We start from the raw sequence: 15,220 nt of genomic DNA, 5'->3' as shown, positions 1-15,220 counted from the left end.
CCGAAAGGGAGCCGCAGAGGAAGCTTCAGCGAATGAGCGGAGGCAAGATGAAGCGCTTCTGGAACAACAAAACGCTTTTGCTCATGTGCTTGCCGGCCATTGCCTTTTTTGTTATCTTTGCGTATTTGCCGATGCCCGGCCTGTATCTGGCGTTTATTAACTACAATTACTCCGACGGTATTTTCAAAAGCCCGTTCGTCGCCTTCGATAACTTCCGTTTTCTCGTTATTAACGGCGATCTGTGGCGGCTTTCGTTCAATACGGTGGCCTACAATCTGGTATTCATTGTACTAGGGAACGTGCTGCAAATTTTCGTAGCCATACTTCTGAACGAGATCCGCCGCAAATGGTTCAAAAAAGTGACGCAGACGCTCATGTTTCTCCCGCATTTCATTTCGGCGGTGCTGATCGGTCTGATCGCCTACAACATTTTGAGCTACGATTACGGCATATTGAACACGATCCTGGAATCGCTCGGCATGGAGCCTGTCAAAACGTACTCCGATCCGAAAATATGGCCGTTCATTATCGTGCTGACCTTCCTATGGCAGTCAACCGGCTACGGGTCCATCGTCTATTTCGCCGCCATCATGGGCCTGGATAACGAGATTATCGAAGCATCGGAAATCGACGGCGCGAACGCGTTCCAGCGCATTATTTACATCGTGCTTCCGTGGCTGAAGCCAACCTTCATCATCCTGATGCTGTTCTCGCTCGGGGGCATTCTCAAAGGTAACTTCGGCTTGTTCTTCAACCTTGTGGGAGCCAACAATACGGCCCTGTATCCGACGACCGATATTATTGAAACGTATGTGTTCCGATCGCTGATGACGAACTTCAACTTCTCGATCGGCAGCGCAGTGAGTCTTTATCAATCCGTATTCGGATTTGTGGTCGTCTTGACCGCAAACTGGCTAGTGAAAAAGGCTTCGCCCGAAAACTCGTTATTTTAGGAGGTGCCAGTTATGGAAAACAGCGAAGAATCACGCAGCATCCGCACCGATATAAGCGGAGTCATCGTCAAGCTATTCGGATATCTGTTCATCTCGTTTTTTTCTCTATGCTGTCTATTGCCCTTCTTGCTCGTACTCGGCACATCGCTGACGGCGGAGGGGACAATCAAGAAATACGGCTTCAATTTTTGGCCGCGTGATTTTAGCACCTTTGCTTACAAAATCGTATTTGAGAATCCTGATCTCATTATCGGCTCTTACCTCGTTACCATGGGGATTACGATCGTAGGGACGGCCTTTGGGCTCTTCCTCGTGGCGATGACCGGCTACGCGCTGCAGCGTCCGGACTTTGGGTATCGGAACGGCATTTCCTTTTTCATTTATTTTACGACGCTGTTCTCCGGCGGGCTTGTTCCGTTTTACCTGCTCATGACGCAGTATTTGTCGCTCAAAGATAACTATTTGGCCGTGCTGCTGCCGGGACTGCTTAGTCCGTTTCTCATTATTATGATGAAAAGCTTCGTGCGCTCCATCCCGCATGCCATTACCGAATCCGCCAAAATCGACGGAGCGGGCGACTTTACGATTTTCCTAAAGTTGATTCTGCCTATGACGACGCCGGCTCTGGCTACAATCGGCCTGTTTATCGCGCTGGGGTATTGGAACGAATGGTATAATTCGATGCTGTTCCTCTCGCCGGATATGAAGTACCGTCCGCTCCAGCTATTCTTGTATAACGTGGTGACGAGCGCCGACTTTATCCGTAATTCCTCGGCCGCATCCAATGTGCAGCTGCGGGATATGCCGCTGGAGTCAATGAAGATGGCGACCGCCGTCGTGGCGACCGGACCTGTTATCCTGTTTTATCCGTTCGTACAGCGGTATTTCATTAAGGGAATTACGGTTGGCGCTGTAAAAGGCTGATGTGCCGAGGGCCGCTAAAAAGGCCGCTTCACATAACGGGCAATGCCCGATTTATGAAAACAAAGGGGAGAAGTGCGATGATGGGTTATAAGAAGGTTTCCGCCTTGCTGATTGCCATGATGATGATCTTCAGCCTTGCAGCTTGCTCAGGTAATAACGGGGAAAAAAACGAAGGCGGCAAAAACGCCGGGACAGGCAATAATGGCAGCACGAACGCTGCGAATGGAGAAAAAGGAGCGGATACGTCCAAGTTCGTTAAGATCAGCTACGTCGTGCTTGGCGATAAGCCGAAAAACGGACAGTTCGAGAAGGTTTTAGCTGAGGTTAACAAAAAAATGAAAGAAAAAATCAATGCCGAGCTCGAGTGGAAATGGGTCGAGTGGGCAGATTGGCAAACCAAATACAACCTGCTGCTGGCGTCCGGCGAAGCGGTTGACCTGATTACGATCGGGACGGACTGGCTGGACACTTGGGGCAATGCGCAGCGCGGCGCATTTATGAACCTGGATGATTTGCTGCCGGAATATGCGCCTCAGACATGGAGCTCTATTCCCGAGGAGGACTGGGCAGAGAGCAAGTATAACGGCAATATCGTGCTGATTCCGGAAAACGATTACACACAATGGGTTAACCACGGCTTCTTCTACCGCGGCGACTGGGCGAAGGAAGCGGGCATTACCGATCCGATCAAAGATTGGGAAGGCATCGGCCAATACCTTCAGTTCGTAAAAGATAACAAAGAAGGCGTCATTCCATGGGATGCCGTTGCATCAACAAGCACTTGGGGAGGTTATGCGCAGTCCTACACGGATCAGCTGGAGCTTCCGATCTCAACCGGTTATTTGCCGGTATTCACGACGAAATCCTATGATGAGAAATTTACGGTAGTTAGCCCGGTATTCGAAGACACGTTCTTGAATTTCGCTACGCTGATGAAGGATTGGGCGGATAAAGGCTACTGGCGCGAGGATGTGCTGAACAATAAGAACGATAACCGCTCCGCTTTGCGTGCCGGCTTGTCGGGCCTTGATCAGCATCATACCCAAACCTTCGGCGGCCTGCGCGTGCAGATGGATAAGGACCAACCGGGCTCCGAGCTGCAAATGTTCCCATTTAACCGCACGGGCGGCAACAATTTGACTGAGCTTTCCATCACGCATGGCGGAACGTCCGTCGGAGCGCACAGCAAGAACCCTGAACGTGCACTGATGGCTTATGATCTCATCCGCAATGACGAGGAAATTTATCACCTGATCAATTACGGTTTGGAAGGCGTTCAATACGAAGTGAAAGACGGCAAACGCACGCAGCCAGAAGGCTATGACGAAGCCAATGATAGTTTCTATGCTGACTTCTGGGGCGGCCGCGTCGATAAATTTGAAATCCCGAGCGTAACGACATGGGATCAGCTCGAAGAAACATTGTACGCGGAATACGACAAAATCAAAAAGCCTTATCCGTACGGCCAATTCGTGTTTGATAAAACACCGGTTGAGGCTGAACTGACAGCGATGACACAGGTAACGGGCGAGATGGGCCCTGCGATTACGTACGGCAAAGCAGGCGATCCGGCGCAGGCAGTTGAGCAATTCCGCAGCAAGCTGAAAACCGCTGGCTACGACAAAGTGCTTGCCGAGCTTCAGAAACAAATGGATGCCTACAAGAAGCTGATCGAAGGTTAATGGTTTGAGCGATGCAGCGCAAGGGGAGAGCTTCATGCACGATAGTGTGCGTCTCCGCTTGCGCTGTTTGGCGTTTAAGCCCACTTTGGTCAATTATAATCAAGTGGCGGCCTATGGTTGGTTAACCTCAGTAAAGTAGCGCTTTCAGCTGTAATGCTACAATAAACCTATGAAACGGTAAGCCAATCCTATTAAATTACGAAGGCGGCGAAGGCATGAATGTATCGAATATTGCTGTACAGCTGTACACATTGCGGGACTACTGCAAGACGGAAGCGGATTTGGAGCAGTCGCTGCGCAAGGTGAAGGAGATAGGTTATCAAGCGGTGCAGGTATCCGGCATCGGCCCCATTGCTCCGGAGAAAGTAAAAGAATTAGCGGATGCGGCGGGACTTCGGATCTGCGCGACGCATGTCAGCCTGGATTCGCTGGTTAATGATTTTGATAACACGGTTAAGAAGCATAAGCTTTGGGATTGCAAATATGTTGGGCTTGGAAGCCTGCCGGACGAGAACCGCGGCAGCGCGGAGGGTTATTTAAGCTTTGCCAAGACGGCAACGGAGATCGGGCAAAAGCTCAAGGAGCATGATTTGCAATTTATTTATCATAATCATCAGTTCGAATACCAAAAGTTCGAGGGCAGGACCGGCATGGCTATTTTGCAGGAGGAAACGGATCCGGCAGCCGTAGGCTTCGAGCTCGATACCTACTGGGTGCATGTCGGCGGGGTAAATCCGGTAGATGCTATCCAACAGGTGAACGGCCGTATGGGGGTTGTCCATCTCAAGGATTTGGAAATCGTGGATTACCAGCAGGTATTCGCGGAGATCGGCGAAGGTAACTTGAATTTCAAAGCAATCATTGCCGCATGCCGGGAAATAGGCGTGGAATGGTACGTTGTGGAGCAGGACGTATGCAGGCGAGATCCGTTTGAAAGCTTGGCGGTCAGTTTCCGCAATTTACAGCAATATCTATAACCGAAGCGGCAGGAGCGGCTCGGTCATTGGGAAAAGTCAGATGCAGTCTTGCGTCTGGCTTTTTTTCTATCCATAAACATTTATACGGTTTTACTAGTCATTGTGCTAACCGCTTACGCTTGGCGCTGCTCGAACTAAACCAATATTCCCAAAAAATACTTGACAATAAGTATTAATTCCATTATCTTTAATTTAAGATATTTAAATTAGAGATAATAACCGCGCTGGCAGCCAAGTCGATTGACCTGGATTCCAAGCGCGATCACTGAGAGGAGCCCGTGAACCAATGCATGAGAAAAAGGTAACCTGGCTGGAGCTGTTTTATGATTTATTATTTGTTGCTGCGATCTCGAAAGCCACGCATGTTTTATTGCATGTCGAGCATGGAACCATTTCGGTGGAGCATCTGTCCAAATTCGTTCTCATTTTCATTCCGATCTGGTGGGCGTGGGTCGGGCAAACGGTATATAATAATCGTTTTGGCCGTGACCTTTCTTCGCATCGGGTATTCATGATCCTTCAATTGTTTTTTGTATTAATTATGACAGCCAGCTTAAACGTGGACTTTGATGCTTATTATATTCCTTTCTTTGTCGGGTATATCGGCTCCCGGGTGTTAACTGCCGTGCAGTATGTGATTACGCAAAAAGTAGAAGTAGGGGGCAGAAGGGACACTGCGCGTTTCTTTGGAACCTATTTCTGGCTCGGCATTGCCATTTCGGCTTTCTCACTCTTCTTTGATTCGTGGATTCGCTATGCCATTTTGTATGCGGGCATTGCCGTTGATATCCTCGTTCCCTTGATCGGGCGAAAGCATTTGGTAAAAACGCCTGTGCATACGGCTCATCTATTAGAGAGATTCGCTCTCTTTACATTGATTTTGCTTGGCGAATCCGTAATCAGCATGCTTTCCGTGCTGCAGTCCGATGAATTAACGGTGTCCTCCATTTTGTTTGCTGCAATGGCTTTCGTATTAGTAATCGGAATCTGGTGGCAGTATTTCGAGAACGTGGAGAAGAATGTGGACAAAGCGAAGCGGACGGCAGGGCAGACCATTATGTACGGGCATCTGTTCATCTATTTATCGCTTAGCATGATTGCGGCTTCCATTCAGCTCTTGTTTCTGAACCAGCTCGAATATTTCTTTATGCTTGGCTTTATTTTCGGATCCGTGCTTTTATATTTCGGGTCGGTTATGTTCGTCCTGTATGCCTACCGCTTCGAGCATCTTAGGCCAAAGCTCAGCGTTATTCTTTCGCTATTGGGATTGTTGGGCGCGTTGTTTGCTTTAGATTTATTCATCACGGCCTCTCCTCATGTCATTCTGGGCGAAATCATGCTTTTCTTTATCGTCTTTGCCAAAGCAACGCACCGATAAGGGGACAGCCATTGTTTTCCAAGGAAAAGGAGGATATATGCTCTGAAAACGTTTATAATTTGAAGAAACATATCATAGAAACGAGGAACGATAAGGATGAAGATTGGCGTGATTTGCGATGATTATTGGCACCCGGGAACGCTCATAAAAGCAGGATTGGAGCCTCTAAGCGAGCTTGGCTTTAGCTTTCAATATATCCATCATGCGTCCGAGTGGTCGCCAGCATGGATGGAGCAGCAGGATGCTGTAGTGCTTGCCAAATCAAATCAAATTTCGGCCTCGGATAAAACGCCATGGCTGACAGAGGAAATCCAGCAGCAGTTCCGGCGCTATGTCGAGGGCGGGAAGGGACTGCTCGTTCTGCATGCCGGAACGGTGGGCTACCGGGATCAGCCCATATTCTTCGAGCTTGTTGGGGGCGTATTCCAGCATCATCCGGAGGCTTGTCCCGTGAAGATTGCTTATACGGATAAAGCGTTTGGCCTCGCGGAAGTGCAGGAAGGTTTCTCCGTGCATGACGAGCATTATTTTATGGAGGTTACGGATGAACGCATTCAAGTATTCATGACTTCCGGGTCGGAGCACGGCACGCAGCCGGCGGGGTGGCGGAGAGAGCAGGGCAAAGGCCGGGTATGCGTGCTTACGCCAGGACATTTTCTGCCTGTACTGCAGCAGCAGGAATACCAAGCAGCCATACAGAATGCGCTCCATTGGGTCGGCAAGGCTTAATATGAATTCGCTTTCTTGCTTTGTTCAACTGTATAATTAAGGATAAAGATATGTTAAACTGCATTATTTTATTATTTTATTCTGAGGAGTGAATGGAGTAATGTCTCTACAAACGGTTAAATGGGGAATTTTGGGCCCAGGCTGGATTTCATCGAAATTTGCTAAAGACTTGGCTTTTGCTAAAGGCGCCGAGCTCATTGCGGTAGGCGGAAGAAGCTTGGAGAAGTCTGAACGTTTTGCCAAAGAGTTCAACATTCCCCGTGCGTACGGCAGCGTAGATGAGCTGGCCCAAGACGCAGATGTCGATATTGTATATGTAGGAACCTTGCATCCGATACATAAAGAAAATGTGCTTGCTTTATTGCGCGCCGGCAAAGCCGTGCTTTGCGAGAAGCCGTTCACGATGAACGCGGCTGAAGCGAAGGAAATCATTGATTTGGCCAGGGAGAAAAAGGTCTTCCTTATGGAAGCGATGTGGACGCGGTTTTTGCCGCCGATCCGCAAAATAATGGAATGGATCGCGGCGGATAAAATTGGCGAGGTGCGATTGGTCAAAGCCGACTTCGGCTTCGATATCGGATGGGCGCCGGAGAGCCGGCTGCTTGATCCTGCGCTTGGCGGCGGGGCGCTTCTGGATGCGGGAATTTATCCGGTCTCCTTTGCTTCCTTAATCTATGGCGAGGCTCCAACAAAAATAATGAGCAGTGCCCGAATTGGCGAAACAGGCGTGGACGAGCAATTTTCGCTGTTATTTGAATATGAAGGCGGACGTGCCGCGGCGCTGAATGGAGCGGTCCAGCTCGGGATGGTCAGCGATGCCTACATTTACGGGACAAAAGGGTATATACATGCTCCGAACTTCTTGTTTGGCAAATCGGCCAGCCTTCACGTGAAGAATACGGATGCCGAATCCTACGTGGATGACCGCGAAGCCGAGGGTTATGCATTCGAAGCCGAAGAAGCGATGAATGCGCTGCGCGAGGGCAGGCTGGAAAGCTCCGTTATTCCATTAGATGAGACGCTTGCGATTATGACTACGCTCGATACCATCAGAAAGCAGTGGGGCTTGCGTTATCCTGCTGACCAATAAGGGATATAATCCGAAATAAATAGGAGCTGTCTTCCAGGGTGAAACACCTTGGAAGACAGCTCCTATTCGATTTGCAGTAATAGGTAAGTAGAAAAAGAGACGAATTCCCATACTTGCTAATCTTAAGTATTCTATGTAATAAAATAGGAAACAATTACTACTGAAATTTCTCTTTATATTTATTCTTTTTTCCTATTTAATAGAAGGAGGAGAATAATCAAACGGATTCGCGGTTAATCACCGCCTCCGCCGCAGCCCGAATCTCCTCCGCTGTCGCAGCCGCTATCTCCAGCTGACGAATCACCGCCGTGATGACTGTTTCTTTTGCGGTCACCAGGTGTTGTAATCGCTTTTATGACGGCTAAAATGATGAAAAGGATAAGAATGACGAAGACGATAGCTCCCATTGTGCTTTCCTCCCATTCTGATTGATTACCCACATCATAGCAGGGAATTATTAAGGGTGTGTAAAGTATTTAGGGAATATTCTGAAAATTTAGAAATATACTATAAGTAGTGAATCGCTAGATTGTCTAAGCTTTTCTTCATATTATTCTCATGAAAGATTAAGGTTCGTGATTTATAATCGAAATAAGGGAGTGATGGGAATGACCTCTTCTTACTTCAATGAATGGCTGGATGAATATAATGATTATATGCGACTGTACATGCTTTTTGGCGATGAGTACTATTTAGTGCATGCAAGAGAAACCTTAACCGCCTTAAAAGAAATCATTGCAAGGGCTGAGCGCCATAAAAGCATCGTATGTAAAATAATGAGTAATACGGTTCATGCTTATTGAGAGTCTATGTTGAACATAAGCAAAAGTTTCCAGGATCCTGCATGTGATTAAAACTAACGAGCGCTTAGTTTTAATCACATGCAGGATCCTTTTTTGGCTGCGCCTGTGCATCGAAACCAGAGGCGCCAAGCAGCGCTTACGGGGGAGTATTTCAAATTTAAAAGCCGTCTTAAGAATCCAAGCGTTAGTTTAATGGTATACTGATAAATAATGATTGCGAGGAATAAGATTCTGATAGATGCTTCGACTGCATTTTATGAAGTTTAACTCGGATAGAAGACATGATGGAGTGATGATATGAGCAGTGCAAAGGGCAAGGGCGGAACGGGAAGAGGAACGGATAAAAAGGGCTGGAACCGCTGGCAGGCCGGAGAAAAGAAGAAATTAGCGAAAAAGGTATTTGGCCGAAACCAAGGCGCTAAAGGCGCTGAGGGAGAGAAAGGCAAAGCCGAAGCGGGCGGCACGCCAAACGCGAGAAGCGCAAACATGACGAAAGGCAGCACTGCATTTAAAGGCGGCAGCGCAGCCAAAGGCCGAAATACGACGAAATAGAGGATAAGCCTCGATGGTCGGAGTAAATGAGAAAGCCCGCATTTCGCTGAAAGGCGAAGCGTACGGGCTTTTTTTTGTTTTCGGGTGAAAAACGGCGATTGGCTATTCCATTATGCTGTCTATCGATTAAAATAAAAATAACGCTTTCAAGAGCGAGAGCATGGCCTATTCTTATTCGATATTCATAGGAGGTAGTCGAAATGCCGTTAGTTGACATGTCTTTGGAGCAATTAAGAAGCTATGAGGGAATAAGTCCGCGCCCAGCTGACTTCGATGCGTACTGGGAGAGGGCGCTTGCCGAGATGAAAACGGTAGATCCGCAAATCGAGCTGGTGCCGAGCAGCTTTCAGGTACCGTATGCGGAGTGCTTCGATTTATACTTCACGGGAGTACGAGGCGCGCGGATCCACGCAAAATACATAAAGCCCAAAAACGTTACGGAGCCGCATCCTGCCGTTTTGCAATTTCACGGGTACTCGGGCCATTCCGGCCAGTGGCAGGATAAGCTGGGGTATGCCGCTCTCGGATACTCCTTCTTTTCATTGGATTGCCGAGGTCAGGGGGGCTCCTCGGAGGACACCGGCGGTGTCAAAGGAACGACGCAGCAAGGACATATTATTCGCGGTTTGAATGATCATCCCGACCAGCTGTTATTCCGCCATATCTTCCTCGATACCGCGCAGCTTGCAGGCATTGCCATGCAGATGCCCGAGGTTGATCCGGAGCGCGTGATGGCGATGGGCGGCTCACAGGGCGGAGCCCTGACGCTGGCCTGCGCGGCGCTTGAACCAAGAATTAAGAAGCTCGCGCCTGTTTTTCCATTTTTGAGCGACTATCGCCGCGTATGGCAAATGGATTTGGCTAAGGATGCTTACGCGGAGCTGCGTACCTTCTTCCGGCATTTCGATCCGCAGCATAAGCGGGAAGATGAGATTTTTACGAAGCTGGGTTATATCGACATTCAGTTTTTGGCATCGCGTATTCGCGGAGAGGTTTTGTTTGCAACGGGCTTAATGGATACTATCTGCCCGCCATCCACGCAGTTTGCGGTTTACAATAAAATAACGGCTGCGAAGCGCATGGAGATTTATCCGGATTTCGGGCATGAGGATTTGCCTGGTTTTTCAGACATGACGATGCAGTTTTTCTTGAAGGATTAAGCGGTTGTCATAGCGGAAACGAATAGATGCGTGAAAAGAAGGACGATTAAGCAGAGATAGTTTCTGTTTCATCGTTCTTTTTCTTGTCCGATTAGGAGAAAAGTCGTATCATGCGTCGAATTTCGACAGTTTTCTTGGGTCTGCAATACTAGAGAATATCGGATAATTGATTGTCCTGTCGATATATAAGCACTATAATGGTCTTACAGCATGGATAAAAATGTGAAACGCAAAACTGATCCTATTAACTGCAAAGTGGTGACTCACGCTGGCGCTGACCCGTTACAAGAATAATCTATCATGGAATCGTTGGGTTCTCTACTTTTATTGGCTGCTTTCCATTCTTGTTCTGGTATTAGCCGAAAGCATACATCTTATCACATTCGGGTCGGAGGTTTGGACGGAAGGCCCGTTAGTTCCTTCGGGGTATTTGAAGGCTGCTGCCTATTTGGTTGTCTCTCTCTTGTTGGCTGAAGGTTTATTCCGCTTTATGAAACAGTATTTCGATTATGTGCTAATAACGATGGGCTACGTGTTTGCGCTGGTGATTATGTTTGCCTTCGGAAAAGATATTCAAGGACTTTATATGAGTCTCGAGATTCCAATCATTGTTTCTTTGTTTTATTTCAGCAAGCGGCGTTTACGGTTCGTGATGCTGCTCACCCTCGGAAGTTATTTCGCGCTTCTGGCCTGTGTGGATACGCTAAGGGATCAAGTCAACCGATATGATTTAATAGCGGTAACCGGCATGATTATCGGAAGCGGTGTCATTGGGCTTGCCATTTTGAAACGAGGGAATGAACTGCAGCAATCGCTGGAGCGGGCCGTAAGCTCCGAGATCGACGCGTTCGTAGATTCCGTTGCCACCCAAAATGCCTCCAAATACGATCACTTAACGAATCTTTATAACCATATTACTTACCAGGAATACTTAACCGCGCTTACGGGCCAGCATGATGCATATGATATGCCGCTGCAGCTCGCCGCACTTGATATCGATAATTTTAAAGGCATCAACGATCGATTCGGTCATCATGTCGGGGACATCGTACTGCAAGAGACGGCTTTGCTTCTAAAGTCATCGATTTCCAGCGAAGATGTGGCCGCCAGGTATGGCGGGGAAGAGTTTGTCTTGTTATTGACGGGAAAAACGATCAAGCAGAGCCATGAGTTGTTAGAGCAAATCCGGGAGCGCCTCGCATCGACCGTCTTTCCGGAGCTTGATCATCAAAGCGTGACGATCAGCATCGGAATGGCGGATTATACTAAAGGGCTTGGCAAAGAAACCTTGTTTAAGCAGGCAGACGGTTATTTGTACGAAGCGAAGCGTGCCGGCAAAAACCAGGTCGTTTCACCGCTTGGAAGGAGGGCTTCGAGTGCTCCGGAAATTATTCAATGCTCCTGAACATCTCTCAAGCTGGAACAAGCTAATGAGACGGACTTATTGGGGGATCAGCCTCGTATCCGCACTAGCGGTTTTGACGACATGGGCCATGGTGGCGAACGACCAGTCCATCGATACGAAGCCATTTTTTGAGAAGCAGGTGGTGATTAGGAATAGTCTGATTCTCGGGATCCTGCTTACCGCCGAACTCATATACCGATTAAAAAGCAGGCTGCAGGATTACATCATTATTACGCTGGGATCCTGCTTTGGCGCGATTACGCTCGGCTTATCCTCACCGGAGGTTCAGGGTACGCAGATCGTGATGATATTACCGATCCTTGTATCGATTTTACACTTTAACTATGGCAAGGTTTTATTCTCCTGCTTTAGTACGATGATAACCTATCTGATCGTTCTAAACCTTGTGCCGGAATACCGCTACGGGGTTCCCATCTACCAAAAGGCCGTAGGCTTTTCCTTCCTCATCGTCGTCACGCTTGCCGCGCTCGGTATCGTAAACCGTGGGCTGCAAATGATGAAGGACGAGAAGAATGCTCTCCGCAACGAGAAGAAGCATCGCATAATGCAGCAAGCTGTCCAAGAAGCATCGAGCATGGATGCTCTTACCGGGTTAGCTAACCATAAGACATTCCAAGAACAGCTGCGGACCAGTCTTGCCGATGAAGAGGGACGTCCGCTGCATCTTGCGATTATTGATATTGATAATTTCAAATCGGTTAACGATACATATGGCCACGCAGTCGGGGATACCGTACTTCGCAAAGTAGGAAAGCTGGTAAGGGGCTGCACGCAGGAGGGCGGCTCGCCATCGCGCTATGGCGGAGAGGAATTTACGGTTATTTTCACGAGAATGAACGCCAAAGCGGTGGTGGAATGCCTAGAACGGCTGCTCGCCGAAACCGAACAGCTGCAGTTCCCGGAGATGGAAGGCCGTAAAGTAACCATAAGCATAGGCTGCCATACGCACCAAGATAACGAGTCCCGCGATGTTCTATTTCAATTAGCGGATGAGGCGCTTTATTCGGCCAAACGCAACGGTAAAAATAGGATTTCCTGGTGAGAGCGACTATCCTTTTTCATTTATACAAGCGAGGTGGCAACATGATATGAGCGATAATCTATCCATACTGCTTCTGCTATTGTTTATCTTGCCAGTCGTGTATATGATTGACACTTCGTTAGTTATTATTAGGCGAAATGCGAAGCATGCCGAGAATCGCCTTGCCTCGCTAACGACCTGCATGCTCGCGCTCATGATTTTCTTTCAATATCTACTGCAGCTGTTATCCGCAGAGTACACCCTGACGATTGCTGCCTATCTGGTTTATCCGGCGTCTATCGCTTCTGCGGGAGTCAGCCTTTGGTTCCATCTCACGGCAGCGAGAAGCTATCACCGATTCTCCGAGGCAAGGAGTATAGGCATTGCTTTCGCTCCGCTGTTCCTTTATTTTCTCTTTCTATTCCTAAAAGGAGAATCGTTTTTGTTTCTAGGCGTGCGAACGCAGGAGCTGTGGAAGCAGGCTGTTTTTGCCCCGGCCATGTATTTTATGTATGGTTTTTTGGCCTTGTTCACCATTTTGAATGTGATCATTTGTCTGACAGCCGCCAAAAAAGCGAAAAGCGTCGCTGAGCGCAAAAAGTGGATGGTGCTGTTTAAAGCGGATTTGTATTACCAGCTGGCGACGATCTTTGTGCTGGTCCTGGTTTTTGTGCTCTCTTCCTATCTATATATTCCGGATTCGATTGTTTTTTTGGCGACGATTATTTGGGGGATATCGCTCCGTATCTATATGAAATATGATATTTTGCCTTCCGCGAAAAAAAAGTATGAGCTGCTTTATCAATTCTCTCCGACAGCCATTATAATGCTTGATAAAAATATGATGATTAAGGAAGCTAACCCCGGTGCGCTCCAAGTACTTGGCTGCCAGCGGGAGGATGAGGTCCACAACCGGGCATTTTCCGAGTTTATCGTCTTAGGCGAGCGTGACAGCCTCAAGAAGGCTTACGCATCGTCCTTTCCAAAGTCGGCCTGGCGCAACCGCGAGCTGACGATTATGAATCGGCAGGGGCAGAAACGCAACATTCTGATCGATACGGAGAGCATGGCCGAAGGCGAGGAATTATTTGTGCTTGCGGTTATACGGGACATTACGCAGCAGAAAGAAGAAGCGCGTCTCGTTCATTTTTTGGCACATCACGATACGTTGACTAAGCTGCCTAACCGCTTCCATTTCAATAAAGAGCTGGAAGCTTCGTTAGAAGAGGTGAAATCATCAAAGGCGTTGCTGGGCGTCATGCTCATTGATTTGGACCGCTTTAAGCTGATTAACGACACGCTCGGCCATCAATATGGGGACGAGGCTTTGAATGAGATTGCCGCGCGTCTGCAAAACACGGTGGATGAGCGGCATCTGGTAGCCCGTCTTGGCGGCGATGAATTTATTATTTTGATCAAGAAAGCGGATGAATATGATGAAATCGTCTCGCTGGCGGAAAATATCCATCAAGCCTTTCAGCTGCCGATCACGCTGCAAGGACAAGATTTTTATTTGGGCGGAAGCATCGGAATAAGCGTTCATCCCTTCGATGACGACAGCTCTGACGGCCTTATCAAGCGCGCGGACATCGCGATGTACAATGCGAAGCACAGCGGGGGCAACCAATACCGTCTGTATACGAATGAGATGATCGCGTTGGTGCAGCGGGATGTGAGGCTGGAGAAGCATCTTCGCCAAGCCTTGAAGCGCAAGGAGTTCGTACTCTATTATCAGCCGCAGGTCGATTTGGCTACGGGGCGTTTAATCGGGGCGGAAGCGCTCATTCGCTGGCAATCGACTGAGCTTGGCATGGTGCATCCCGGCGAATTTATTACCCTTGCGGAGCAGACGGGATTAATCAATGAAATCGGGCAATGGGTCATTGCGGAGGCCTGCCAGCAAGGGAGGCTTTGGCAGGAGCAAGGCTGGGATGATTTTATGCTGTCGGTCAATGTCTCTTCCAGACAGTTCATGCAGCCGGATTTCGTGAACAAGGTACAGGATATTTTACGTTCAAGCGGCTTGGTGCCCGATCGGTTATGCTTGGAAATCACCGAGAGTATGGTCGTCAACAATTTGAATGTGGCTAGAAAGATGCTGGATGAGCTTGTTGCGTTAGGCATTCACATCGCCATTGACGATTTTGGAACGGGGTATTCCTCGTTGAGCGTTTTAAGACAGCTGCCTATCGCAATCATAAAAATCGACCGTTCTTTTATAAATGACATGGATGCTTATCAAGGCGGGCTTTCGATCGTGAAGACGATTGTATCCATGGGGCATGACCTGCGGAAGCAGGTCGTGGCCGAAGGCGTGGAGACGCTGGACCAATGGGAGCAGCTGAAGCGTCTGGGCTGCGACAAGGCGCAGGGCTTTTATTATCACAAACCGCTCCCGCTGACCGAATTTAATACATTGCTTACATTTCATATAAAGAAGTAACAGGGATAAATATCAACGAACACAGGCGGAATGCTCTGGAGTGTGAACGCTAAAATGCCCCTTGAGCAGCCTGCTCAAGGGG

Annotated in this window: 13 protein-coding genes and 1 pseudogene; 13 read left to right on the top strand and 1 reads right to left on the bottom strand. The window is 48.4% G+C overall.

Translation table 11 applies throughout. The annotated features are described in order from the left end of the window. Nucleotides 1-32 precede the first annotated feature (32 nt). The 7 genes from ACN6MW_RS10280 (at nucleotide 33) to ACN6MW_RS10250 (ending at nucleotide 7,733) form a co-directional block, all read left to right on the top strand. On the top strand, nucleotides 33-953 hold the full coding sequence (locus ACN6MW_RS10280) for an ABC transporter permease (protein WP_419876319.1): 921 nt from the start codon (nucleotides 33-35) through the stop codon (nucleotides 951-953). Between the two features lie 12 nt (nucleotides 954-965). Next, nucleotides 966-1,877: a carbohydrate ABC transporter permease gene (locus tag ACN6MW_RS10275; protein ID WP_364154443.1), complete on the top strand. Its 912-nt coding sequence runs from the start codon at nucleotides 966-968 to the stop codon at nucleotides 1,875-1,877. Nucleotides 1,878-1,954: 77 nt separating this feature from the next. Beyond that, on the top strand, nucleotides 1,955-3,559 hold the full coding sequence (locus ACN6MW_RS10270; protein WP_419875375.1) for a DUF3502 domain-containing protein: 1,605 nt from the start codon (nucleotides 1,955-1,957) through the stop codon (nucleotides 3,557-3,559). Nucleotides 3,560-3,774: 215 nt separating this feature from the next. Beyond that, nucleotides 3,775-4,536, top strand: a complete 762-nt coding sequence (locus ACN6MW_RS10265; protein WP_419875374.1) for a sugar phosphate isomerase/epimerase family protein — start codon at nucleotides 3,775-3,777, stop codon at nucleotides 4,534-4,536. Between the two features lie 286 nt (nucleotides 4,537-4,822). Then, nucleotides 4,823-5,914 carry a low temperature requirement protein A gene (locus tag ACN6MW_RS10260; RefSeq protein ID WP_419875373.1) on the top strand — a complete coding sequence of 364 codons (1,092 nt, stop codon included), beginning with the start codon at nucleotides 4,823-4,825 and terminating at the stop codon, nucleotides 5,912-5,914. Between the two features lie 96 nt (nucleotides 5,915-6,010). Further along, on the top strand, nucleotides 6,011-6,643 hold the full coding sequence (locus tag ACN6MW_RS10255) for a ThuA domain-containing protein (protein ID WP_419875372.1): 633 nt from the start codon (nucleotides 6,011-6,013) through the stop codon (nucleotides 6,641-6,643). Between the two features lie 100 nt (nucleotides 6,644-6,743). Then, nucleotides 6,744-7,733 carry a Gfo/Idh/MocA family protein gene (locus tag ACN6MW_RS10250; protein WP_419875371.1) on the top strand — a complete coding sequence of 330 codons (990 nt, stop codon included), beginning with the start codon at nucleotides 6,744-6,746 and terminating at the stop codon, nucleotides 7,731-7,733. A 233-nt stretch (nucleotides 7,734-7,966) separates the two neighbouring features. On the opposite strand, the gene ACN6MW_RS10245 is transcribed toward ACN6MW_RS10250, so the two are convergent. Beyond that, nucleotides 7,967-8,140 carry a hypothetical protein gene (locus tag ACN6MW_RS10245; protein WP_419875370.1) on the bottom strand — a complete coding sequence of 58 codons (174 nt, stop codon included), beginning with the start codon at nucleotides 8,138-8,140 and terminating at the stop codon, nucleotides 7,967-7,969. Between the two features lie 201 nt (nucleotides 8,141-8,341). On the opposite strand from ACN6MW_RS10245, the gene ACN6MW_RS10240 reads away from it, so the two are divergent. The 6 genes and pseudogenes from ACN6MW_RS10240 to ACN6MW_RS10215 all read left to right on the top strand — a co-directional run bounded on the left by ACN6MW_RS10240 (nucleotide 8,342) and on the right by ACN6MW_RS10215 (nucleotide 15,138). After that, complete coding sequence (locus ACN6MW_RS10240) at nucleotides 8,342-8,536, top strand: hypothetical protein (protein WP_419875369.1); 195 nt, start codon at nucleotides 8,342-8,344, stop codon at nucleotides 8,534-8,536. A gap of 297 nt (nucleotides 8,537-8,833) precedes the next feature. Further along, nucleotides 8,834-8,918: pseudogene (locus ACN6MW_RS10235) on the top strand (DUF3934 family protein); the annotation flags it as partial. 370 nt (nucleotides 8,919-9,288) lie between these two features. Continuing rightward, the gene (locus ACN6MW_RS10230) at nucleotides 9,289-10,248 is read left to right on the top strand and encodes an alpha/beta fold hydrolase (RefSeq protein ID WP_419875368.1); all 960 of its coding nucleotides are present in this window, start codon (nucleotides 9,289-9,291) and stop codon (nucleotides 10,246-10,248) included. Nucleotides 10,249-10,738: 490 nt separating this feature from the next. Next, nucleotides 10,739-11,653: a GGDEF domain-containing protein gene (locus ACN6MW_RS10225; RefSeq protein WP_419875367.1), complete on the top strand. Its 915-nt coding sequence runs from the start codon at nucleotides 10,739-10,741 to the stop codon at nucleotides 11,651-11,653. Further along, complete coding sequence (locus ACN6MW_RS10220) at nucleotides 11,625-12,716, top strand: GGDEF domain-containing protein (protein ID WP_419875366.1); 1,092 nt, start codon at nucleotides 11,625-11,627, stop codon at nucleotides 12,714-12,716. Before ACN6MW_RS10225 ends, ACN6MW_RS10220 begins: the two co-directional genes overlap by 29 nt. A 46-nt stretch (nucleotides 12,717-12,762) precedes the next feature. Next, on the top strand, nucleotides 12,763-15,138 hold the full coding sequence (locus ACN6MW_RS10215) for an EAL domain-containing protein (RefSeq protein WP_419875365.1): 2,376 nt from the start codon (nucleotides 12,763-12,765) through the stop codon (nucleotides 15,136-15,138). The last annotated feature ends 82 nt before the right edge of the window (nucleotides 15,139-15,220 follow it).

This window comes from Pristimantibacillus sp. PTI5, assembly GCF_048572955.1.
In the GTDB taxonomy this organism is placed as follows: Bacteria; Bacillota; Bacilli; order Paenibacillales; family Paenibacillaceae; genus Pristimantibacillus.
Note: the sequence above shows the minus strand (reverse complement) of the source record. Positions and strands in the feature narration are given on the sequence as shown.